21 protein-coding genes and 1 pseudogene are annotated in these 20,741 nt (G+C 58.3%); 13 read left to right on the forward strand and 9 right to left on the reverse strand.

The genetic code is table 11. From position 1 onward, the window contains the following. The first annotated feature begins 121 nt into the window (after window positions 1–121). The 4 genes from AO356_RS32715 (at window position 122) to AO356_RS11245 (ending at window position 2,140) form a co-directional block, all read left to right on the forward strand. A complete protein-coding gene (locus tag AO356_RS32715) occupies window positions 122–625 on the forward strand; it encodes a hypothetical protein (RefSeq protein ID WP_160320216.1) in 504 nt (167 codons plus the stop codon). An 83-nt stretch (window positions 626–708) separates the two neighbouring features. Next, the gene (locus AO356_RS11235; RefSeq protein ID WP_060739837.1) at window positions 709–1,071 is read left to right on the forward strand and encodes a DUF6124 family protein; all 363 of its coding nucleotides are present in this window, start codon (window positions 709–711) and stop codon (window positions 1,069–1,071) included. A gap of 560 nt (window positions 1,072–1,631) precedes the next feature. Beyond that, window positions 1,632–1,814 (forward strand): hypothetical protein, encoded by a 183-nt coding sequence (locus AO356_RS11240; protein ID WP_060739838.1) that lies wholly within the window; start codon window positions 1,632–1,634, stop codon window positions 1,812–1,814. A gap of 74 nt (window positions 1,815–1,888) precedes the next feature. After that, window positions 1,889–2,140: a hypothetical protein gene (locus AO356_RS11245; protein ID WP_060739839.1), complete on the forward strand. Its 252-nt coding sequence runs from the start codon at window positions 1,889–1,891 to the stop codon at window positions 2,138–2,140. A 90-nt stretch (window positions 2,141–2,230) separates the two neighbouring features. Here the strand turns inward: AO356_RS11245 and AO356_RS30835 are convergent, their stop codons facing one another. Beyond that, complete coding sequence (locus tag AO356_RS30835; RefSeq protein ID WP_203225779.1) at window positions 2,231–2,866, reverse strand: hypothetical protein; 636 nt, start codon at window positions 2,864–2,866, stop codon at window positions 2,231–2,233. A gap of 1,282 nt (window positions 2,867–4,148) precedes the next feature. Beyond that, entirely contained in the window at window positions 4,149–4,988 is an 840-nt protein-coding gene (locus tag AO356_RS11255) for an SDR family oxidoreductase (protein WP_060739841.1), read from the reverse strand. A gap of 86 nt (window positions 4,989–5,074) precedes the next feature. Here AO356_RS11255 and AO356_RS11260 point away from each other — a divergent pair, with 86 nt between their 5' ends. Then, window positions 5,075–5,485, forward strand: a complete 411-nt coding sequence (locus tag AO356_RS11260; protein ID WP_060739842.1) for a winged helix-turn-helix transcriptional regulator — start codon at window positions 5,075–5,077, stop codon at window positions 5,483–5,485. A gap of 76 nt (window positions 5,486–5,561) precedes the next feature. Here AO356_RS11260 and AO356_RS33370 read toward each other — a convergent pair. After that, a pseudogene (locus AO356_RS33370) lies at window positions 5,562–5,684 on the reverse strand (hypothetical protein); the annotation flags it as partial. Window positions 5,685–6,112: 428 nt separating this feature from the next. Between AO356_RS33370 and AO356_RS11265 the strand changes: the two are divergent. The 3 genes from AO356_RS11265 (at window position 6,113) to AO356_RS11275 (ending at window position 9,460) form a co-directional block, all read left to right on the forward strand. Then, window positions 6,113–7,087 (forward strand): aKG-HExxH-type peptide beta-hydroxylase, encoded by a 975-nt coding sequence (locus AO356_RS11265; protein ID WP_060739843.1) that lies wholly within the window; start codon window positions 6,113–6,115, stop codon window positions 7,085–7,087. Between the two features lie 3 nt (window positions 7,088–7,090). Then, window positions 7,091–7,999, forward strand: coding sequence for a DMT family transporter (locus tag AO356_RS11270; protein ID WP_060739844.1), 909 nt, complete (start codon window positions 7,091–7,093; stop codon window positions 7,997–7,999). 288 nt (window positions 8,000–8,287) lie between these two features. Next, window positions 8,288–9,460, forward strand: a complete 1,173-nt coding sequence (locus tag AO356_RS11275) for a hypothetical protein (RefSeq protein ID WP_060739845.1) — start codon at window positions 8,288–8,290, stop codon at window positions 9,458–9,460. Between the two features lie 157 nt (window positions 9,461–9,617). On the opposite strand, the gene AO356_RS11280 is transcribed toward AO356_RS11275, so the two are convergent. From AO356_RS11280 to def, 5 genes are all read right to left on the reverse strand, one after another. After that, window positions 9,618–9,929: a tetratricopeptide repeat protein gene (locus tag AO356_RS11280; protein WP_060739846.1), complete on the reverse strand. Its 312-nt coding sequence runs from the start codon at window positions 9,927–9,929 to the stop codon at window positions 9,618–9,620. 177 nt (window positions 9,930–10,106) lie between these two features. Beyond that, complete coding sequence (trkA, locus tag AO356_RS11285; protein WP_060739847.1) at window positions 10,107–11,480, reverse strand: Trk system potassium transporter TrkA; 1,374 nt, start codon at window positions 11,478–11,480, stop codon at window positions 10,107–10,109. Window positions 11,481–11,504: 24 nt separating this feature from the next. After that, the gene (gene rsmB, locus AO356_RS11290) at window positions 11,505–12,815 is read right to left on the reverse strand and encodes a 16S rRNA (cytosine(967)-C(5))-methyltransferase RsmB (RefSeq protein ID WP_060739848.1); all 1,311 of its coding nucleotides are present in this window, start codon (window positions 12,813–12,815) and stop codon (window positions 11,505–11,507) included. Further along, complete coding sequence (gene fmt, locus AO356_RS11295; protein ID WP_060739849.1) at window positions 12,812–13,771, reverse strand: methionyl-tRNA formyltransferase; 960 nt, start codon at window positions 13,769–13,771, stop codon at window positions 12,812–12,814. Before fmt ends, rsmB begins: the two co-directional genes overlap by 4 nt. A gap of 70 nt (window positions 13,772–13,841) precedes the next feature. After that, on the reverse strand, window positions 13,842–14,348 hold the full coding sequence (def, locus tag AO356_RS11300) for a peptide deformylase (RefSeq protein WP_003196300.1): 507 nt from the start codon (window positions 14,346–14,348) through the stop codon (window positions 13,842–13,844). Between the two features lie 170 nt (window positions 14,349–14,518). Between def and AO356_RS11305 the strand changes: the two genes are divergently transcribed. From AO356_RS11305 to AO356_RS11315, 3 genes are all read left to right on the forward strand, one after another. Next, window positions 14,519–15,544: a LysM peptidoglycan-binding domain-containing protein gene (locus AO356_RS11305; protein ID WP_060739850.1), complete on the forward strand. Its 1,026-nt coding sequence runs from the start codon at window positions 14,519–14,521 to the stop codon at window positions 15,542–15,544. 80 nt (window positions 15,545–15,624) lie between these two features. Further along, on the forward strand, window positions 15,625–16,719 hold the full coding sequence (dprA, locus tag AO356_RS11310; RefSeq protein ID WP_060739851.1) for a DNA-processing protein DprA: 1,095 nt from the start codon (window positions 15,625–15,627) through the stop codon (window positions 16,717–16,719). A 61-nt stretch (window positions 16,720–16,780) separates the two neighbouring features. Continuing rightward, complete coding sequence (locus AO356_RS11315; protein WP_060739852.1) at window positions 16,781–17,338, forward strand: L-threonylcarbamoyladenylate synthase; 558 nt, start codon at window positions 16,781–16,783, stop codon at window positions 17,336–17,338. A gap of 423 nt (window positions 17,339–17,761) precedes the next feature. Here the strand turns inward: AO356_RS11315 and AO356_RS11320 are convergent, their stop codons facing one another. Beyond that, complete coding sequence (locus AO356_RS11320; RefSeq protein ID WP_060739853.1) at window positions 17,762–18,739, reverse strand: quinone oxidoreductase family protein; 978 nt, start codon at window positions 18,737–18,739, stop codon at window positions 17,762–17,764. Between the two features lie 163 nt (window positions 18,740–18,902). On the opposite strand from AO356_RS11320, the gene hemF reads away from it, so the two are divergent. Then, window positions 18,903–19,817 (forward strand): oxygen-dependent coproporphyrinogen oxidase, encoded by a 915-nt coding sequence (hemF, locus tag AO356_RS11325; protein ID WP_060739854.1) that lies wholly within the window; start codon window positions 18,903–18,905, stop codon window positions 19,815–19,817. A 13-nt stretch (window positions 19,818–19,830) separates the two neighbouring features. Then, window positions 19,831–20,652: a shikimate dehydrogenase gene (aroE, locus tag AO356_RS11330; protein ID WP_060739855.1), complete on the forward strand. Its 822-nt coding sequence runs from the start codon at window positions 19,831–19,833 to the stop codon at window positions 20,650–20,652. The last annotated feature ends 89 nt before the right edge of the window (window positions 20,653–20,741 follow it).

A 20,741-nucleotide genomic window follows, 5' to 3' on the forward strand; every position in this document is an offset into this window, starting at 1 on the left:
CCACTTGCGTTATCGGCTCGTACCTTATCCGTCCAGCATCAATTCCCCTCTCCGCCAGTACCCACGGATCATCCAACAAATACTCTTTGGCGAGTTGCATTGCGGTCGAACGGAACATCTGATGTTTAAAGTCGCTAATACGCGGTCGTTTCATGTGGCGAATACGATGGGAGGTGACGACAAAACGATAGGGCTCGGGGGCGAGGCGCACAATCAGGCCGGTTCCGGTTTAGTTGTAGGTAAAGTCGCAAGGATGTGTGGTCTGGCGGGGGCGTTTGATCCTGCTGCCATTCTCTGTGGGAGCGAGCTTGCTCGCGATGAAAACGACGCGATTCCAGAGAAAACGAACCGCCTGTATCGCCGGCGCGCCATACTCCTACAGCCCCAACCCACACCCCACCACCAACCCACGCATCCTTGCGCCTTTGCCTACAACTACGCCAGAATCCGCCCGCTTGTGCGCCTTGTTCCGGGGCTCTATCGTTTCCTTGCCACTGCCCATCAGTGGTCGGGTTTAGTAGCCCGGTTCACACCTCGGTTGTACAAGTCTCATCAGTCAGGCATTTGCCTGTTCTTGATGGTGGCTGTGCGCATGGCGCCTTCGGGCGCGCCGGTTTTGGTGTGATTCGCCGGTCTACTAACTTGCGCACAGCCGCCACCCTTCCGTTTAGTAGCGAGATGGAGCGGCTCCTTACGAGGATCACACCAATGTTCAAAGCTACTCCGAATCCCCCAGAAGTAGACTCCACCGCACAATCCGCAAAATCCAAAGCCAAGCAGCAAGACGAAACCACCAAACGCGTGCTCGATCACTACTTGCTGCCGAAATCTGAAAAATCTAAAGATGAACCAAAACCGGGGCAGCTATTCACCGTCGTGAAAGGCCTCGATAACGAATGCTTGCTCGCCAACCTCAGTGAGACGCTGGCTTCGGCTGATGCGATGGTGAGTGACCTCGCGTTCGAACTGGATGGATCGCGGCGTCATGTGGCGCTGGGGATTCAGCAGTTGATTGAGCTGGGTTCGTTGTTGGCGAATCGGGTGTTGGATAATGTGGAGCCGAGGCAGTAGATAAAGATTTGCCGATGAAAAAACCCGACGTTTTGCGTCGGGTTTCTTTTTGCCTCCGTCCTCCTAGAGTGGCCGAAAACGGCCGATTCTGTTGAAAAAGTCGGCTTCGAATTCCACGGCAGAAAAGTACGCGCGTGAGATTGAAATCTGAAATTTGGGCAGGCGGTTCAGGACTCGGATTTGACGTAGCAGCGTGCAACAGGGGTGTTTTCATCCATCAATATTCGAGCGTCTTGGGAAAACCGACTTTTTCAACAGAATCGGCAAAAAGCAGACGCTCAGCCGACAGACTACTAGCGGCCAATCCCAGTCTATCTCTCGCTTTAGCTCCGATAAATTAATAGTTACCGTTGCATTCGTTGAGAGCTAAAATTTTTTCCTTCACCGCCAAAATTAAAACTCAAGCCATTGATTTATATAGAGAACGTCTATGTCTTGTGGTTTTTGGCGTCTGAAAAAGAGCTGTATGGGACAGATGGGTGGTTTTCTCACCTGGAAGTGAACCTCCACGCTGGCCTCTGCTGTGTCTACAATGGGCCACTACTCAAGGAGTGACATCAATGGCTATTGAAGATACCCGCAAGCTAATTAAGGTCACCAACGAAGGGCCAGCAAATGCGCTGATCGCCCTGGGTTGGACTCTGCTCGCCGTATGCGTATGTCAGGACGGTACGAGTCAATATGCCGAGTTTCACCTTGGTTGGCAGCAGGAAGGCGAGCCCGCCGAGTTGCCGCGCTACTGATCGAAAGGAATCTCAGCGGGTTGGCTGGTCCACTACGCTGAACTTAAGGCCACACTCAATCACAAGGAATAGCGATGAACCTCGAAAACTACCAAGATCCCGTTAAATTTAAGGCCATTGGTCGTCCGAAGTGCCCAAATCAGGAGTGTAAAAGCACCAACCTAGATGTATCGCTCAGCGAGCATTTGTTTGGTCCGTGCAATGGCCAATACGAAGTGGTCTATTGCGCAGATTGTTTGACATTCCTGAGTGCTCATCCGATAGCAATCATGAACGTGATGACCGGCATCAAGGAAGACGAGAAAATTCCTTACGTTCGAGCGTAATGCAGCGTTAGCAGTTCATGTAAAAAGCCCCACTCGGTGGGGCTTTCTAGTTCCGAGCATATAAAATCAAAATCAGCGCCATTGGCGGAACTATGCTTCGGGAAAGAATGAACGTGCCGGCAATGGTGGAATTGACGGCAACGGTGGCAAGGATGGTGCCGGCATCGTTGGGAAGGGGTTTGGGTAGCGTTTTTGAGTAAAAGGCTTTGTGCCAAGTCCCCAAAGCGAGTCAATGTTTCGGAGATACGTGATCACGCGGTGTTCCTCGGCGCTGATCAAACCGTGTAATTCCGTCTGATGTGGTGATCCAGGTGAACGGTCAAACATACCTACTTCAAGTTCCCAGTTGTCACCATGACCCGGGTTTTCGCAAATTTTCTGTAGCTGCCGTTCATAGGAATTGAGATCGGCATCACTCCCCCAGAAATAAAACTTCGCGGCGACTATTACCGTCAGTGTCCCCTTACGCTCACCAATGAACTGTATTGGTGACAATAAGCCCGCCATATATATGGCTTCGATAGTTTCAATAATCCGAGTATCATGGTCGTCATCCCAAATCACTGCAAAGTCGTGTATTTGAGGAAGCGGGACGGGGGTGCGAGTAACGTCTAGCCATTCTACAGATCGGAATACTGAGTAATGCGTACCGCAGCCCAAGTGCCCGATCGGGCTAGGTTCGTCATAAAGACAGGAGAATAAGGTTGTATAGGTTGGTAGTTGCATGGTTAGTCACTCTGATTTCGTCAGATAAAGTGGAACTCATCCACTGTGAACAAGCTTTCGACTCGCTCACGGCTCACCCAGAACCATAGCATCTTTACTGGGTTAAGCAATCTAGGCACTGCAGAAACAAGGGGACAGATTCTGAGGGATCCCCACAAATCTACTCCAATGCCTGCGCCTCTTGATGTACCTCTGCGCGCAGCGCGTGCTCAAGCCTCTCCTACAGATAAGGGGACGGATTTATTTTAAAATCACACAGTCTGCTCCCTTATCCACCAACCGGACGACAGTCAGAGGATGGCAGGCAGTGGAGCAACTCCCCCGTCATGTAATCAAACCAACAGACGGATCTATCGAAATCGACTGCTTCGATATAGTCGGACAATAATCTAAAACTCTCGGAAAATATCTCCGCGCCAGACACTTGCCAGATTATGTCGCCATCAATGGAGAGGCGAGTAATCTCCAGCTCACCGTGTGAGAGGAGAACTCGATGCTGATTTTCCCAGTAGATACCAAAGCAAGTCGCAGTATCGACCTTAGCGGTCCACAGAGTCTGATCGAGATGCTCTAGCGACAAGCAGGCTACTCGGTCGCCGACTGCTATATAGAGTTTGTCATCGACCGCTGTCGCCGAATGCTCATGGATTGCGGTGCAGCCGCCTCCGGCACCTATCACTAGGATATTTTCACCATTCAGTTTCACCCCATGGACTGACGTGACCGACCCGTCCGTAAGGAGCAACTGGTGCGCATAGGCGTGCGTGTTGTCCGTGGATTTAAACGAGTACGTCGGCTCGTCAATGATCGTGATGAGCCCATATGGGGTTTGGATGTCCATCGGATTGCTGTTTTCTGACCCGTTTGCGATCAGAGTATGCCTCAGGTTTCACCTCGGGACAGAACACCTGCTTCGAGCGCCGCCGTCCTGGTTGGGAGATTAGGGGGCATGAGGCATCGCACCGCTGGCCTAAGGGCATCCCTGAATCCTGATTATCTCTATGCACCAGGATGATCGTATTGACTGTTTTAGGGCTGCTTCGCACCCCAGCGGGGATAAATCCCCTCGCCACAGAGTTTTTGTGTGTCGACTGCTTGGCGTTCGGGCTGCGGACCTTTTATGAGTGCTTCGTACTCAAGCGGGAGCAAGCTCCCTCGCCACGGGCGTCCGAGCCGCTGTCGGGGGCTCAGGTAGCTTTTGTCCTTGGGTCTCATCACGCGCTGCGTGCCGGTTTATCTCGACCGGCACGCGAGTCCATTGTCCCTGCCTTGGTTCGGCTACTTAACCCAAAGACTCCCCAACCGACACAGTCCCCCGCCCAATCAACCGCCCCAACCCCCCACTCTCATCAAACAACGCCCCTTTCGCCGCCGCCGCATCAGAATCCGCCAGCAACGCCGCCAACCCCGCTGGTAACCCCACACTGATCAACACCGCCTCAAACTCAGCCTGCGGCAGGTTCTGATAAACCACTGGCTTGCCGGTTTTCTGGCTGATCAACGCAGCCAGCTCGGTCAAGGTGTAGCTGCTATCCCCCGCCAGTTCATAGACTTTGCCCGCCTGCCCTTCAGTGGTCAGCACCACCGCTGCCGCTTGGGCGTAGTCGGCACGGGGCGCGGAGCTGATTCGGCCCTCGCCGGCGCTGCCGAGCAGGACGCCATGTTCCACGGCGCTCGGTACGTTCGCCAGGTAGTTTTCGCTGTACCAGCCGTTGCGCAGCAATACGTGGGGCACGCCCGAGGCTTTCAAGGCGGCTTCGGTATCGCGATGTTCAGCGGCCAAGCCCAAGGTGGAGGTGTCGGCGTGCAGGACGCTGGTGTAGGCCAGGAGCGTGACACCTGCGGCCTTGGCGGCATCGATCACGGCGCGGTGTTGGGCGACGCGGTTGCCCAGTTCATTGGAGGAGATCAACAGCAGTTTATCGACGCCTTTGAGCGCGGCAGTCAATGTGGCCGGTTGGTTGTAGTCGGCGGTGCGTACCACCACGCCCCGGGCGGCCAGGTCCTGGACTTTGCCGGGGTCTCTGACCAGGGCGACGATTTGCTCGGCTGGCACGCGTTCAAGCAGGGATTGGATAACGAGACGGCCCAGTTGGCCGGAGGCTCCGGTGATGGCGATCATGACAAATACCTTGATGGGAAAAGGAGGTGAAGTCATCCTAGGGCCCTAAGTAACTTTTTGTAAGTACGTACATAAAGGTAAGTATCGTGGACATCACCACCGAAATTTCCGAGCCGTTTAGCGCCGCTGTTCGACGCGGCGATGTACTGAGCGCCGATTGCCCTTCTCGGGAGGTCCTCAAGCACATGACCAGTCGCTGGGGCGTGCTGGTGCTGGTCATTTTGCTGGGCGGGATGCACCGCTTCAGCGAGCTGCGCCGCAAGATCGGCGGGGTCAGCGAGAAGATGCTTTCGCAGACGTTGCAGGAGCTTGAGGCGGATGGGTTGGTCGACCGCAAGTCGTTACCGGTGGTGCCACCGCATGTGGAGTACCGCTTGACGCCGTTGGGTCGGGAGGCGGCTGAGCATCTTGAGGTGATGGTGAATTGGATTGAGGAGAAGATCCCGCAGATTATGGCGGTGCGGCGGGGTCGGTTGGGGGGTGAGGCGCAGGAGTGATTGGGGCTGCTCCGCGACAAGAGACAGGTCTATATTCAAGGGGGGGGCCCCCTTCAATAACATTCGCGTGGATGCTTGCTTGTTTGTCGCCGTGGGCTCGGGCGGCTTCAAGGCCTTGTTCCCAGGCTTGGCGGGCTGCCGGTAGGTCGCCCTGACCTAGGTAGGCCTTATCCAATAGTTTCCATGCCGCCGAATACTTGCATTGAATAATGGGGGAAAATTTATTTCCAGCCAATAACTCCCCCTTTTCATCATTGTCCCCTTTTCATGTCTTCGACGGCCAAGCGACAACCTATATTCCTACAAATTGGATCCAATATAGCAAATGAGTATATGGAGCGAAGAAATAATAGTGTCATTTCTCAAAATGGCTATGTTAGTTTCGCTCTGCCTTGCAATGAAATGCGAATGGCATAACCTTTCAAAAAGATGGAGCTTTTTTATGAAACTCGATATGTCCAAACTGATCGTATCTCAATCCGCACTGAGCCTGACTGCAATGGTTGCGCTGTCGAGCGTAAATAAATCTATCGGCGAATAAATTTCGACGGTGATTTATTAGAAGGACTGCCATATCGCTATGGCGGTCCTTCTTTTTATGGAGAGTCCGTTTCAAGGAGAAATCAATTGAGCATCTTAATCACAAATGAAGAGTATCGCCAAGATTCCTACGCATTGCTCAATCAATACAAAGAGTCGATGACCTACTTGGCAAGCGTGTTTAATGATGACTATCAAAAATCCGACTCTGTAACCAAGCTGCCTTGGAAGTCTTTCGCATTCTACAATAAGTGCATCAAAAGCTTGCAAGCTAATGATGCAGCTTCAGGCTTACATTTTTTTCAAGAAGCCAAGCAAAACGAAAGGCAAGGATCTGAAGGATTCAGGGTTTCTGGATTCTCTGAAAACAACCGAAAAGAAGAAATTGACCTGGTTGTCGATGAAATAAGAGAAGAGGCGTCTGGTAAAATCAGCATTGGTTTCATCGGCGCTGATGTTGTCGAGATCGAGAAAGCCAAATTAATCACAGGAATAGAACTTCTTAAGGCCCAATCGATAGACCTATACAATGAGGCTGAGATCTTAATAGATGAAATAGTCTTGACGGGGCCGGGTGATGAATACCATATCAGATCGGCCAGCAGTTACAATTTATTAGGGCTGGTTTTGATATGGGCCGATGAAGTCCATAGCCCCATCTATTACGCACAACAGGTAGTCCACGAGGCCGCCCATTTAAGACTGTTTTTAAAAAGCACAGACGACAGGTTTGTCTTGAATCCAGAGAGTGAATTATACACAGCGCCATTCAGGCCTGATGCACGTCCCATGCTAGGTATATTTCACGCACTTTTCGTACTGGCTAGAATTGCACTCGCGATGTCTGGCTTGGGAAAAATAGCGCCTGGAAAACTAGCAGAGGAGGCGCTTGAGAAAGGTCGGGTGGCTGAGAAGAGATTTTTCGCGACTGCCGCTCAGATCAAGCGGGACGGGGTGTTGACGCCCATGGGACAACAGATTTTCGATGAGTGCTTGCAGGAAATCACCAAAATATCGCCTTTTCGCAATGTCTATGATGACATGCTAAAAAGTGGATTCTGACCAATGAACAGTTCTAAAAGAATTGCCCCACATGATTACGCATTTTTATTGCTAGTGGCGCTGATCTGGGGCGGGAACTTCGCCCTGATCAAAGTAGGGCTGGAACAAATCAAACCATTCGTGATGACATTCATCAGGTTTTCGCTTTGTGTCTTCCCGTTTGTATTTTTCATGCCAAGACCTAAGATTCCAGCTTATGTACTCGCCGCATATGGAATATTGTTTGGGGGCGGAATATGGGGGTGCGCCAACATTGCCATATATACAGGCACCTCCCCCGGCACGGTATCCCTCATCATTCAGCTCAGCGCATTCATTACATTTATCATTGGCCTGATTGCCTTTAAGGAAAGAGCTTCCAACATCAGTATTATCGCCCTCGCAATATCGCTCTCTGGTCTTTTCTTGATGCTTATCAAAAACAATCAGGGTTCAGGCCCGTTGGGCGTCGCTATCTGCTTGCTCGCAGCTTTCTGCTTTAGCTTGTGTACGTTCATTATTCAAAAGTACAAACCTAAAGACCTGCTGCCATTCATGATTTGGAGCTTATTATTCAGCCTTCCAATTCTATTTATTCTTGCCTTGTACTTTGAAGGGGCCGACGCATTCTATAGCCTGAGGGATGCAATAAACTACAAAGTCATAGTGTCGCTGGTCTCACAGTCTTACGTGACTACTCTGCTGGGCTACTGGATATGGAACTACAATATAAGAAAATATTCCGGATCCACCGTGGCCCCCATAGGCTTGCTGGTTCCATTTTTCGCCATAATCATTTCCTACCTGTTCTTTAGCTACCCGATAAACGGAACAGTCATTCTATCGATAGGCTTGGTTTTCTGCGGCGTCATCTTGTTCAACCTACGACATAGCATTGAGCAGTTGTTCAACAAGACCGCCATACACAGATAACACGACCTTGCTCAGGTTTAAAATTTGCCGCAAGAGCGCATGCACCACTTCAATGCCGGCGCAGCCAAACCGCCCAAAAAAAGTGCGTTTCGTTTGTCATTTAGGAACGCTTTTTTTGCTCGTTGATGCAGTTGCAAAGTTTAACTTTCAAAGCGTCTTAAAAACGGGGTTCTAGCGTGCACAAAAACGCTATGGCCAGCATTTATCACGGCCCAGGCGGTAGTTCACAGCGCTCAAGGATGCCGTTCACTTCCGTCATGCCGAAACGCTTACGATAGGGAAATCATCATGAAGAATTTTTCAAAAGAATTAGCTATTTTTTTAGTCTGCTCAACGGCTTACCGCCTATGTTCCGGGGCACTGGTGGTCTCCCTGACGTGGACCATCCTCAACCAGAACGAAGGTGGTTATTTGCCTTTGGCATTGGCGATTTTTTGCTCCTTCATTCCGGCCTTCATCACGCCGGTGGTTATCAAGCGGCTGTCGGCGCGAATGAACGGCCGGAAAATGAGCAGCTGGTTTACGTTTTGTCTGGCCGGTCTCAGCCTGGTGGTAGGGGCAAGCCGAGACATCACCCTTGCATTGCTAGCCGCCAACCTTTTTGTCTGGCTGGTTTTCATGCTGCTCGAAGCCAGCTTGGATATGTGGTTCACCCAGGTTCAGCGCGGTATGGATGAAGCCTCTGTCAGACGAATCAGTGGTGCCACAACTGCAACCGGTCAAGCGGCCCTGATGATTGGACCGTTGTTGGCAGCCGGCTTGATGCCGATCCTGCCGGGCATGGGGTTCTTTATTTTTCTGGGCGCTGGATTCCTGCTGGTATCAGCGATTTGTTACATCCGCCATGGTCTCTCGGTGGTGGCACAAGAGGCTAGCGAGACAGTTGCGCCAGCCAAGCTTCCACTCACCCTGTTTGTGCCAATGGTGCTGATCTGGCCAATCCTCGGGGCCTTCAACTTCATGCTTCCAGTGTATGTGTCGAGCCATGGCTGGGCGCTATTTGAGCTTGGTGTGCTGGATGCAGTGTTTGGCATGGGGATGGCGTTGGTGGGAGTACTGATCATTCTGAGTAATACCGGTCGCAATCTATCGGTATTTCTCTCGGGGCTGATCGGGCTGGCCGTCATTTCAGCAGCGGTATGGTTTATGGTGCCAGATACCCTAGTGCTCAAGGCTCTAAGCCTGCTGATCCTTGGCATGGCCTTTGGCGGTGCGCGGGTGCATATCCGAGCTGCGATTGCCTACCGCTACAGCGAGGCTGCCGTTGGTGCCTGTGTTAGCCGGGCGAACGCCCTCGCAACGCCGGTCTTGCTGTTAATCCTAAGCCTGCAGCTGGCATTAATCGAGAGCGCGTGGCTGATACCGTTTCTGATGATTACCTTGTCCATTGTTCTATTGCTACAGACATCGGCGACTCGCTTTGCCCAGGGGCACACGAGCCCGGTAACAGCAGGTGCCTGATAGTCCTTATCCGGGGGCAACATAGCCCCTTAATGCCGGAGTTCAGTGTTGGCTGGTTGGCGGGCTGGTCTTGAGAACGTGGTGGGGCTTTTTTGTGAGTGCTTCGCACTCAAGCGGGAGCAAGCTCCCTCGCCACAAAAAGCGGTTTTGTGCGAAGTCAGTGGTGGCGATCCAGCTTTTTGAGGAACACGGTCATTTCTTTTTCCGCCTGCTTGTCGCCGTGGGCGCGGGCAGCTTCGAGGCCTTGTTCCCAGGCTTGACGGGCGGCTGGTAGGTCGCCTTGGCCTTGGTGGGCCTTGCCCAGTAGTTTCCAGGCGGCTGAATACTTGGGGTCGAGTTCGACGCAGCGTTGGAAGTGTTCGGCGGCGCGGGGGAATTCGCCGAGGTCCAGGTAGCCTTTGCCCAGGCCGAAGCGCAGCAGGGCGTTATCCATGCCTTTGGCTAGCATTTTTTCCAGGGAGTCGAGCATGACGGCGTCCTTATCTGTTGTGTCAGGGGTTGATCGGTTGGCTGCTAGAGAGCTATCGCGAGCAAGCTCGCTCCCACAGGGGGTTGGGGTTGCTCACTGCATTTGTGAGCAATGGCGATCCTCTGTGGGAGCGAGCTTGCTCGCGATGAGGCCCTTTCTGTCACTGCACATCCCAGATCAGAAGAAACTCAACCCCACATGGAACAGCTTCTCGACATCGCGAATGTGCTTCTTGTCCACCAGGAACAGGATGACATGGTCGCCGGTCTTGATCGTGGTGTCGTCGTGGGCGATCAGGACTTCTTCGTCGCGGATGATTGCGCCGATGGTTGTGCCGGGTGGCAGGCCGATGTCGCGGATGGCTTTGCCGATCACTTTGCTGGACTTGGCATCGCCGTGGGCAATGGCTTCGATGGCTTCGGCCGCGCCGCGGCGCAGGGAGTGGACGCTGACGATGTCGCCGCGGCGCACGTGGGCGAGCAAGGTGCCGATGGTTGCCAGTTGCGGGCTGATGGCGATGTCGATGTCACCGCCCTGGATCAGGTCGACGTAGGCCGGGTTGTTGATGATGGTCATCACTTTCCTCGCACCCAGGCGCTTGGCCAGTAGCGACGACATGATGTTGGCTTCGTCGTCGTTGGTCAGGGCCAGGAAGATGTCGGCGTCGGCGATGTTTTCTTCCAGCAGCAGGTCGCGGTCGGAGGCGCTGCCTTGCAGCACCACGGTGCTGTCGAGGGTGTCCGAGAGGTAGCGGCAGCGGGCCGGGTTCATCTCGATGATCTTGACCTGATAGCGGCTTTCGATGGCTTCGGCCAGGCGCTCACCGATCTGCCCGCCGCCGGCGATGACGATGCGCTTGTAGTTCTCGTCGAGGCGGCGCATTTCGCTCATGACCGCGCGAATATTCGCCTTGGCGGCGATGAAAAATACTTCGTCGTCGGCTTCGATCACCGTATCGCCCTGGGGCAGGATCGGCCGGTCCCGGCGGAAAATCGCCGCGACCCGGGTCTCCACATTCGGCATGTGCTCGCGCAATTGGCGCAGTTGCTGGCCCACCAGCGGCCCGCCGTAGTAGGCCTTGACCGCCACCAGTTGCGCCTTGCCTTCGGCGAAGTCGATCACCTGCAGGGCGCCAGGATGCTCGATCAGGCGCTTGATGTAGTTGGTCACCACCTGCTCGGGGCTGATCAGCACGTCCACCGGGATCGCTTCGTTGTCGAACAGGTCGGCACGGGTCAGGTAGGCGGCCTCGCGCACCCGGGCGATTTTGGTCGGGGTGTGGAACAGGGTGTGGGCGACCTGGCAGGCGACCATGTTGGTTTCGTCGCTGTTGGTTACGGCCACCAGCATGTCGGCATCGTCGGCACCGGCCTGGCGCAGCACCGTGGGCAACGAGCCCCGGCCTTGTACCGTGCGTATGTCGAGGCGATCGCCAAGGTCGCGCAGGCGTTCGCCGTCGGTGTCGACCACGGTGATGTCGTTGGCCTCGCTGGCCAGATGTTCCGCCAGCGAACCGCCGACCTGCCCTGCGCCGAGGATGATGATTTTCATCCAGTCACTCCTATCGAATCGGTCTTAACCGCGTGCGGCGGCGATCTTGATCAGCTTGGCGTAGTAGAAGCCGTCGTGCCCGCCTTCCTGGGCCAGCAACTGGCGGCCATGGGGCTGCTTCAGGCCGGCCTGGCTGGCGATGTCCAGTTCCCGGGCGCCCGGGGTGCGGGCGAGGAAGGCCTCGATCACTTCGGTGTTCTCGGTGGGCAAGGTCGAACAGGTGGCGTAGAGCAACATGCCGCCCACTTCGAGGGTTTGCCACAGAGCATCGAGCAGTTCGCCTTGCAACGTGGCCAACGCGACGATGTCGTCCGGCTGGCGGGTGAGCTTGATGTCCGGGTGGCGACGGATCACCCCGGTGGCCGAGCACGGCGCGTCCAGCAGGATGCGCTGGAACGGTTTGCCGTCCCACCAGGTTGCGGTGTCGCGGCCGTCGGCGGCGATCAGTTGGGCGTCGAGGCCCAGCCGTTCGAGGTTTTCCTTGACCCGCACCAGGCGCTTGGCCTCCAGGTCCACCGCCACCACGCCGGCCAGCTTCGGCTCGGCCTCGAGGATGTGACAGGTTTTGCCGCCGGGCGCGCAGCAGGCGTCCAGCACCCGTTGCCCGGGCGCCAGCTCCAACAGGTCGGCGGCCAGTTGCGCGGCTTCGTCCTGGACGCTGATCCAGCCTTCGGCGAAGCCCGGCAACGCACGTACGTCACCCGGGGTTTCCAGCACGATGCCGTCGCGGCTGTACTGGCACGGGATGGCCGGGATGCCCGCCTCGCCCAGCAACGCCAGATAGGCATCGCGGGTATGGTGGCGGCGATTGACCCGCAGGATCATCGGCGGGTGGGCGTTGTTGGCCGCGCAGATGGCTTCCCATTGTTCGGGCCAGAAGGCCTTCAGGGATTTCTGCAACCAGCGCGGGTGGGCGGTGCGCACCACCGGGTCGTGTTCCAGCTCGGCCAGCAGGGTTTCGCTTTCCCGTTGGGCACGGCGCAACACGGCATTGAGCAGGGCCTTGGCCCAGGGCTTTTTCAGCTTGTCGGCGCAGCCCACGGTTTCGCCGATGGCAGCGTGGGCAGGGACGCGGGTGTAGAGCAGTTGATAGAGCCCCACCAGCAGCAGCGCTTCGACGTCGGCATCGGCGGCCTTGAACGGCTTCTGCAACAGCTTGGCCGCCAGGGCCGACAGCCGCGGCTGCCAGCGGGCGGTGCCGAACGCCAGGTCCTGGGTGAAACCGCGATCACGGTCTTCCACCTTGTCCAGTTGGGTCGGCAGGGAACTGTTCAGCGAGGCTTTCCCGCTGAGTACCGCGGCAAGGGCCTTGGCGGCGGCCAGACGCGGATTCATGAGGCGTCCGTCGCTTGGCCGAGGACGGTGCCGACGGCAAATTTCTCACGGCGGCTGTTGAACAGGTCGCTGAAGTTCAGCGCCTTGCCACCGGGCAGTTGCAGGCGCGTCAGGCACAGCGCCTGCTCACCGCAGGCAACGACGAGACCGTCCTTGCTGGCGCTGAGGATTTCACCCGGTGCGCCCTTCCCTTCGGCGTAATTGGCCGCCAGCACTTTCAGGGCTTCGCCGTTCAAGGTGCTGTGGCAGATCGGCCACGGGTTGAAGGCCCGCACCAGGCGCTCCAGCTCGATGGCTGGGCGGCTCCAGTCGATACGGGCTTCGTCCTTGTTCAATTTGTGCGCGTAGGTGGCGAGGCTGTCATCCTGCACTTCACCTTCCAGCGTGCCGGCAGCCAGGCCGGCAATGGCCTCGACCACGGCGGGCGGGCCGATGAGCGCGAGGCGGTCGTGCAGGCTGCCACCGGTGTCGTCGGCGCTGATGGGGGTGCTGACCTTGAGCAGCATCGGCCCGGTGTCCAGGCCGGCTTCCATGCGCATCACCGTCACGCCGCTCTCGGCATCGCCGGCTTCCACCGCACGCTGGATCGGCGCGGCACCGCGCCAGCGCGGCAGCAGCGAGGCGTGACTGTTGATGCAGCCCAGGCGCGGGATATCCAGCACCACTTGGGGCAGGATCAGGCCGTAGGCGACCACCACCATCAAGTCCGGCTGCAGCGCGGCCAGTTCGGCCTGGGCCTGCGCGTCGCGCAGGGTCGGCGGCTGCAACACCAGGATGCCGTGTTCCAGGGCAAGCTGCTTGACCGGGCTGGGCATCAGTTTTTGCCCGCGACCGGCCGGCCGGTCCGGCTGGGTGTAGACCGCGACGATGTCGTGGGGGCTGGCCAGCAGGGCCTTGAGGTGTTCGGCGGCAAATTCGGGAGTGCCGGCAAAGACGATGCGCAGGGGCTCAGTCATGGGAAGCTCTCAATTACAAAGCAGTCGCAAAAAGAAAAAGGCTTGCCGCGGCAAGCCTTTGAAGGGGGCATCAAGCATTCTGGCGATGGAGTTTTTCCAGTTTTTTCTTGATCCGGTCACGCTTGAGGGTAGACAGGTAATCCACGAACAGCTTGCCGTTGAGGTGGTCGCACTCGTGCTGGATGCACACCGCCAGCAAGCCTTCGGCGATCAGTTCATACGGCTGGCCGTCACGGTCCAGGGCCTTGATCTTGACCTTCTGCGGACGGTCGACGTTTTCATAGAAGCCTGGCACCGAAAGGCAGCCTTCCTGATACTGGTCCATCTCGTCGGTCAGGGTTTCGAACTCGGGGTTGATGAACACCCGCGGCTCGCTGCGGTCTTCGGAAAGGTCCATCACGACGATACGCTTGTGCACGTTGACCTGGGTCGCGGCGAGGCCGATGCCTGGCGCCTCATACATTGTTTCAAACATGTCATCGACCAACTGACGCACTTCGTCGTCCACTACGGCCACCGGTTTGGCGATCGTGCGCAGGCGCGGGTCCGGAAATTCGAGAATGTTCAAAATGGCCATAAGCTTGATAAATGCACGTGTGAGGTAAAGTCGGGTGGCTGGCCTGGCGTGTCTTGGGATGCAGGCTACCGTTGTAAAACGTTGCCCTTGGGGAAAACAGCTCCGCAGGGCAGCGAGCCACGGGGGCTCTGGCGTTTTACGCGAACGCACATAATAAAGGGATTCACCGCATGAGGAAATCACTACTCGCCCTGCTGCTCCTGGCTTCGGCCGGTATCGCGCATGGGCAAGTGCAACTTCGGGAAGGTTTTCCCCAGCAATACACGGTGGTGACGGGGGACACATTGTGGGACATTTCCGGCAAATACCTGCGCGAGCCGTGGAAATGGCCCGAACTCTGGCAGGCCAACCCGCAGATCGAAAACCCCAACCTGATCTATCCGGGCGATACCCTGTCGCTGGTCTACGTCAACGGCCAGCCGCGCCTGACCCTCAATCGCGGCGCCTCCCGCGGCACCATCAAGCTGTCGCCACGCATTCGCAGTTCGCCGGTGGCCGACGCCATCCCGAGCATTCCGCTGCAAGCCATCAACAGCTTCCTGCTGAGCAACCGCATCGTCGATACGCCTGAGGATTTCGACAAGGCGCCCTACGTCGTCGCCGGCAATGCCGAGCGGGTGCTCAGTGGCATGGGGGATCGGGTCTTCGCCCGTGGCACATTCGACTCGAACCAGTCGGCCTACGGCATCTTCCGCCAGGGCAAGGTCTACACCGACCCCGAGACCAAGGAATTTCTGGGCATCAACGCCGACGACATCGGCGGCGGCGAAGTGGTCGCCACCGAGGGCGATGTCACCACCCTGGCCCTGCAGCGCACCACCCAGGAAGTGCGCCTGGGTGATCGCCTGTTCAGCGGCGAAGAGCGCTCGATCAATTCGACCTTCATGCCCAGCGCGCCAAAATCGGACATCAACGGGTTGATCCTGGACGTGCCCCGGGGCGTGACCCAGATCGGCGCGCTGGACGTGGTCACCCTGAACAAGGGCCGCCGCGATGGGCTGATCGAAGGCAACGTACTGGCGGTGATGAAGACCGGTGAAACCGTGCGCGACCGCATCACTGGCGAGCCGGTGAAAATCCCCGATGAGCGGGCCGGCCTGCTGATGGTGTTCCGCACTTACGACAAGCTCAGCTACGGCTTGGTGCTGTACGCCTCGCGCTCGCTGTCGGTGCTGGACAAGGTCCGTAATCCATAACGGGTCTCACAAGTTACCAACAGAGTTATCCACAGTTTGTTCCCGTTTGTACGGGGCTCATAACGGTCAAGGATGATCGCATGTCATTACCTGAATCTGCTCCGGTTTCCCCTGCGGAACTGGAGGCCCGGCTACGTCTTCACCGCTTGCCGGAACTCGGTCCCAAGCGTTTCATGACCCTGATGGAGGCCTTCGGCTCGGCCTCCAAAGCCATCAGTGCACCGGCCAGCGCCTGGCGAGCACTGGGCCTGCCGATCGCCTGCGCCGAGGCGCGACGCAACCCGGATGTGCGTGACGGCGCCGCCCATGCATTGGCCTGGCTAGAGCGTGCGGGCCAGCATTTACTGATGTGGGACCAACCCGACTACCCGGCGCTGCTGGCACAGATCAGCGACGCGCCACCGCTGCTGTTCGTCGCGGGCGACGCCACCATTCTGGAAAAACCGCAGCTGGCGATGGTCGGCAGTCGCCGGGCATCGCGACCGGGCATGGACACCGCGGCGGCGTTTTCCCGCAGCCTGGCCGGGGCCGGTTTTGTCATCACCAGCGGCCTGGCCTTGGGCATCGATGCGGCGGCCCATCAGGCGGCGCTGGACGTTGGCGGGCGCACCGTCGGCGTGTTGGGCACCGGCCTGGAAAATTTTTATCCACAGCGCAATCGTCGGCTGGCGGACGCGATGATTGCCCAAGGCAGCGCGGTGCTGTCGGAGTTTCCGTTGGACGCGCCGCCTCACGCCAGCAACTTTCCGCGTCGCAACCGGATCATCAGCGGTTTGTCCCTGGGGGTGCTGGTGGTGGAAGCCAGTGTCGCCAGCGGCTCGCTGATCACCGCCCGACTGGCGGCGGAACAGGGCCGCGAGGTGTATGCCATTCCTGGATCGATCCATCACCCCGGCGCCCGGGGCTGCCATCAGCTGATCCGCGACGGTGCGGCGCTGGTGGAAACCGTCGAGCACATCCTTGAAGCGTTGCGCGGTTGGCAGCAGTTGCCGCTGGCCGCGACGCCTGAGCCGGTGACCCATCCGCTGCTGCGCCTGCTGCACGCCGCGCCGCTGAGCAGCGAGGCCTTGGCCGATGCCAGCGGCTGGGGCTTGCCCAAAGTGTTGGCAGCGTTGACCGAGCTGGAAATGGAAGGACGCGCGACCTGTGACAACGGGCGCTGGTTTGCACGCTAGGTTTTATGGGGAAGATCGGTAAACTGCCCACAGCCTTATTTGCGTTGCGGGAGAAACTTTCATGGTCAACAGTTGGCGTGTGCAACAAGCCGCGCGAGAAATTCGCGCCGGGGCGGTGATTGCCTATCCAACCGAAGCGGTCTGGGGCCTGGGTTGTGACCCGTGGAACGAGGAGGCGGTGGAGCGCCTGCTGGCGATCAAGTCGCGGCTGCCCGACAAAGGCCTGATCCTGGTGGCTGACAACATCCACCAGTTCGACTTCCTGTTCGAAGACTTCCCCGAAACCTGGATCGACCGCATGGCCAGCACCTGGCCGGGCCCCAACACCTGGCTGGTGCCGCACCAAAACCTGCTGCCGGAATGGATCACCGGGGTACACGACACCGTCGCGCTGCGGGTCAGCGATCATCCCACCGTGCGCGATTTGTGCTCGTTGGTCGGGCCGCTGGTGTCCACCTCGGCCAACCCCCAAGGGCGCCCGGCGGCGCGCACGCGGATTCGCGTCAAGCAATATTTCCGTGGGCAGATCGATCTGGTGCTCGGCGGCAACCTGGGCGGGCGCAAGAACCCCAGCGTGATTCGTGACCTGGCTACCGGGAAAGTGGTGCGACCGGACTGAGCCCGCCCCCCATTCTGCATCTTGCATAAAACCCCTGTGGGAGCGAGCTTGCTCGCGATGGCGTCAGGTCAGCCAGCATTGATATTGACTGACACACCGCTATCGCGAGCAAGCTCGCTCCCACAGGGATTTGTGGCGAATGCCAGATCTGTGGACACCGCAAAACCTTTGTGGGAGCGAGCTTGCTCGCGATGGCGACAGGTCAGCCAGCATTGATATCGACTGACGCACCGCTATCGCGAGCAAGCTCGCTCCCACAGGAATTTGTGGCGAATGCCAGATCTGTGGACACTGCAAAACCTTTGTGGGAGCGAGCTTGCTCGCGATGGCGTCAGGTCAGCCAGTATTGATATTGACTGACACACCGCTATCGCGAGCAAGCTCGCTCCCACAGGTTCTGCTGGACACCTTCGTCCCTGTAGCTCAAGGCAGGAGAATGGTCGACCCCGTCGTGCGCCGCGCCGACAGCTCGGTCTGGGCCTTGGCCGCTTCCGCCAGTGGATAACGCTGGTTGATGTCCACCGTGAGCTTGCCGCTACTGATCATCCCGAACAGTTCATCGGCCATGCGCTGCAGGTTTTCGGCATTGTTGGCGTACGTCGCCAGGGTCGGGCGAGTGACGTACAGCGAGCCCTTGGCCGAAAGAATCCCCAGGTTCACACCCTCCACCGCACCCGAGGCATTGCCGAAGCTCACCACCAGGCCACGGGGGGCGACGCTGTCCAGGGAGGTCAACCAGGTGTCCTTGCCAACCCCGTCGTACACCACGGGCACCTTCTTGCCGTCAGTCAATTCCAGCACGCGCTGTGCGACGTTTTCCTTGCTGTAGTCGATGGTTTCCCAGGCGCCGTGGGATTTGGCGATGGCGGCTTTTTCCGGCGAACTGACGGTACCGATCAGCTTCACGCCCAAGGCCTTGGCCCACTGGCAGGCCAAGGAGCCCACGCCACCGGCGGCGGCATGGAACAGGATGGTTTCGCCACCCTTGAGCTCATAGGTCTGGCGCAACAGGTATTGCACGGTCAGGCCCTTGAGCATCACGCCGGCGGCCTGTTCGAAACTGATGGATTCGGGCAGATGCACCAGGTTGGCTTCGGGCAACACATGCACATCGCTGTAGGCCCCCAGCGGTCCGCTGCCGTACGCCACCCGGTCACCGACCTTGAACCGCGTGACACCGGGACCGATGGCCTCGACCACGCCCGCACCCTCGGCGCCCAGGCTCGAAGGCAGCGCCGGTGGCGGATAAAGACCGCTGCGGTAGTAGGTGTCGATGAAATTCAGGCCGATTGCCTTGTTGCTGACGCGTACCTGCTGCGGGCCCGGCTCGGCCGGCTGATAGTCGACATACTCGAGTACTTCGGGACCGCCGTGGGAACGGAACTGGATACGTTTGGCCATCTTCACTTTCTCCTTGTCGCAGACTTTTTACCAAGCCTGCTATCGGACTCCTAAGCTTGACCGTCGTCAACTGTGGCGTGGGCAAGTGCGGTGGTATCCTGTGCGCCCATTTGCCACCGGCCCGCTATACGCCGCGTAGCGTAGCCCTGATCAAGGTGACGTCATGTCCACTCGTACCGAGGCCGTGAAAGCCTATCTGCTCGACCTGCAAGACCGAATCTGCGCCGCCCTGGAAGCCGAGGATGGCGGCACGCGCTTCGTCGAAGATGCCTGGGCCCGGCCCGCCGGGGGTGGCGGTCGCACGCGGGTGATCGAAAACGGCACGGTGATCGAAAAGGGCGGTGTCAACTTTTCCCACGTCTTCGGCAGCGGCCTCCCACCCTCGGCCAGCGCCCATCGGCCGGAACTGGCCGGGCGCAGCTTCGAAGCCTTGGGCGTGTCGCTGGTGATCCACCCGCACAACCCCCACGTACCAACCTCCCACGCCAATGTGCGTTTCTTCATCGCCGAAAAGGAAGGCGAAGAGCCGGTCTGGTGGTTTGGCGGCGGCTTCGACCTGACCCCTTACTACGGCGTAGAAGAGGATTGCGTGCATTGGCACCGCGTCGCCGAGCAAGCCTGCGCGCCGTTCGGCCCCGAGGTGTACCCGCGCTACAAGGCCTGGTGCGACAGCTACTTCCACCTCAAGCATCGCAACGAGCCCCGGGGCATCGGCGGCCTGTTTTTCGACGACCTGAACGAGTGGGGTTTCGACACCTGCTTCGCCTTCATTCGCGCCATCGGCGACGCCTACATCGATGCCTACCTGCCCATCGTGCGTCGCCGCAAGCATGACGCGTTCACCGCCAAGCAACGGGAATTCCAGGAATTTCGCCGTGGGCGCTACGTGGAATTCAACCTGGTCTACGACCGCGGCACCCTGTTCGGGCTGCAATCGGGCGGACGTACCGAGTCGATCCTGATGTCCCTGCCGCCGCAAGTACGCTGGGGCTATGACTGGAAAGCCGAGCCGGACAGCGAAGAGGCGCGGCTGACCGAGTACTTCCTGCAGGATCGCGATTGGCTGGCGAAGGCCTGAACGGGGATATTCCATGGATCGCTACGTTGTAATGGGTAACCCGATCGGCCACAGCAAGTCGCCGTTGATCCATCGCCTGTTTGCCGAGCAGACCGGGCAGGTGCTGGACTACACCACGCTGCTGGCACCGCTGGAGGATTTCGCCGGTTGCGCCCGGGCATTTTTCCGCGAGGGGCGTGGTGCGAACGTCACCGTGCCGTTCAAGGAAGACGCCTTCCGCCTGGCCGACACCCTGACCGAGCGGGCCCAGCGGGCCGGGGCGGTCAATACGTTGAGCAAACTGGCCGACGGCCGCCTGTTGGGTGACAACACCGACGGTGCCGGGCTGGTCCGGGACCTGACCGTCAACGCCGGCTTCAGCCTCCAGGGCAAGCGCATCCTGTTGCTAGGGGCCGGCGGCGCGGTGCGCGGCGCGCTGGAGCCGCTGCTGGCCGAAGCGCCGGCCTCGGTGATCATCGCCAACCGCACGGTGGAAAAAGCCGAAGGGCTGGCCAAGTCGTTTGCCGACCTGGGCCCGGTCTCGGCCAGTGGCTTCGATTGGCTGCAAGAGCCGGTGGACCTGATCATCAACGCCACCTCCGCGAGCCTGTCGGGGGATGTACCGCCGATTGCCGCCAGCTTGATCGAGCCCGGCAAGACGGTCTGCTACGACATGATGTATGGCAAGGAACCGACCTCATTCTGCCGTTGGGCCAGCGAACACGGTGCGGCGGTGGCGATGGATGGCTTGGGCATGTTGGCCGAGCAGGCGGGCGAAGCGTTCTACCTGTGGCGCGGGGTACGCCCGGACACCGCGCCGGTGCTGGCCGAGTTGCGCCGCCAATTGGCGCTGTAGGAACTGCGTAGGAGCTGTCGAGTGCAACGAGGCTGCGATCTTGCCCCAGACAATTGAGTCGCACATGAAAGAAGATCGCAGCCTTCGGC

It is taken from the genome of Pseudomonas fluorescens (assembly GCF_001307275.1).
Lineage (GTDB): Bacteria > Pseudomonadota > Gammaproteobacteria > Pseudomonadales > Pseudomonadaceae > Aquipseudomonas > Aquipseudomonas fluorescens_AA.

What these genes read in the sequence shown, in the direction of transcription:
- AO356_RS32715 (WP_160320216.1), top strand. Translation starts at nt 122, where the DNA reads ATGTTTAAAGTCGCTAATACGCGGTCGTTTCATGTGGCGAATACGATG.
- AO356_RS11235 (WP_060739837.1), top strand. Translation starts at nt 709, where the DNA reads ATGTTCAAAGCTACTCCGAATCCCCCAGAAGTAGACTCCACCGCACAA.
- AO356_RS11240 (WP_060739838.1), top strand. Translation starts at nt 1,632, where the DNA reads ATGGCTATTGAAGATACCCGCAAGCTAATTAAGGTCACCAACGAAGGG.
- AO356_RS11245 (WP_060739839.1), top strand. Translation starts at nt 1,889, where the DNA reads ATGAACCTCGAAAACTACCAAGATCCCGTTAAATTTAAGGCCATTGGT.
- AO356_RS30835 (WP_203225779.1), bottom strand. Translation starts at nt 2,866, where the DNA reads ATGCAACTACCAACCTATACAACCTTATTCTCCTGTCTTTATGACGAA.
- AO356_RS11255 (WP_060739841.1), bottom strand. Translation starts at nt 4,988, where the DNA reads ATGATCGCCATCACCGGAGCCTCCGGCCAACTGGGCCGTCTCGTTATC.
- AO356_RS11270 (WP_060739844.1), top strand. Translation starts at nt 7,091, where the DNA reads ATGAACAGTTCTAAAAGAATTGCCCCACATGATTACGCATTTTTATTG.
- AO356_RS11275 (WP_060739845.1), top strand. Translation starts at nt 8,288, where the DNA reads ATGAAGAATTTTTCAAAAGAATTAGCTATTTTTTTAGTCTGCTCAACG.
- AO356_RS11280 (WP_060739846.1), bottom strand. Translation starts at nt 9,929, where the DNA reads ATGCTCGACTCCCTGGAAAAAATGCTAGCCAAAGGCATGGATAACGCC.
- trkA (WP_060739847.1), bottom strand. Translation starts at nt 11,480, where the DNA reads ATGAAAATCATCATCCTCGGCGCAGGGCAGGTCGGCGGTTCGCTGGCG.
- rsmB (WP_060739848.1), bottom strand. Translation starts at nt 12,815, where the DNA reads ATGAATCCGCGTCTGGCCGCCGCCAAGGCCCTTGCCGCGGTACTCAGC.
- fmt (WP_060739849.1), bottom strand. Translation starts at nt 13,771, where the DNA reads ATGACTGAGCCCCTGCGCATCGTCTTTGCCGGCACTCCCGAATTTGCC.
- def (WP_003196300.1), bottom strand. Translation starts at nt 14,348, where the DNA reads ATGGCCATTTTGAACATTCTCGAATTTCCGGACCCGCGCCTGCGCACG.
- AO356_RS11305 (WP_060739850.1), top strand. Translation starts at nt 14,519, where the DNA reads ATGAGGAAATCACTACTCGCCCTGCTGCTCCTGGCTTCGGCCGGTATC.
- dprA (WP_060739851.1), top strand. Translation starts at nt 15,625, where the DNA reads ATGTCATTACCTGAATCTGCTCCGGTTTCCCCTGCGGAACTGGAGGCC.
- AO356_RS11315 (WP_060739852.1), top strand. Translation starts at nt 16,781, where the DNA reads ATGGTCAACAGTTGGCGTGTGCAACAAGCCGCGCGAGAAATTCGCGCC.
- AO356_RS11320 (WP_060739853.1), bottom strand. Translation starts at nt 18,739, where the DNA reads ATGGCCAAACGTATCCAGTTCCGTTCCCACGGCGGTCCCGAAGTACTC.
- hemF (WP_060739854.1), top strand. Translation starts at nt 18,903, where the DNA reads ATGTCCACTCGTACCGAGGCCGTGAAAGCCTATCTGCTCGACCTGCAA.
- aroE (WP_060739855.1), top strand. Translation starts at nt 19,831, where the DNA reads ATGGATCGCTACGTTGTAATGGGTAACCCGATCGGCCACAGCAAGTCG.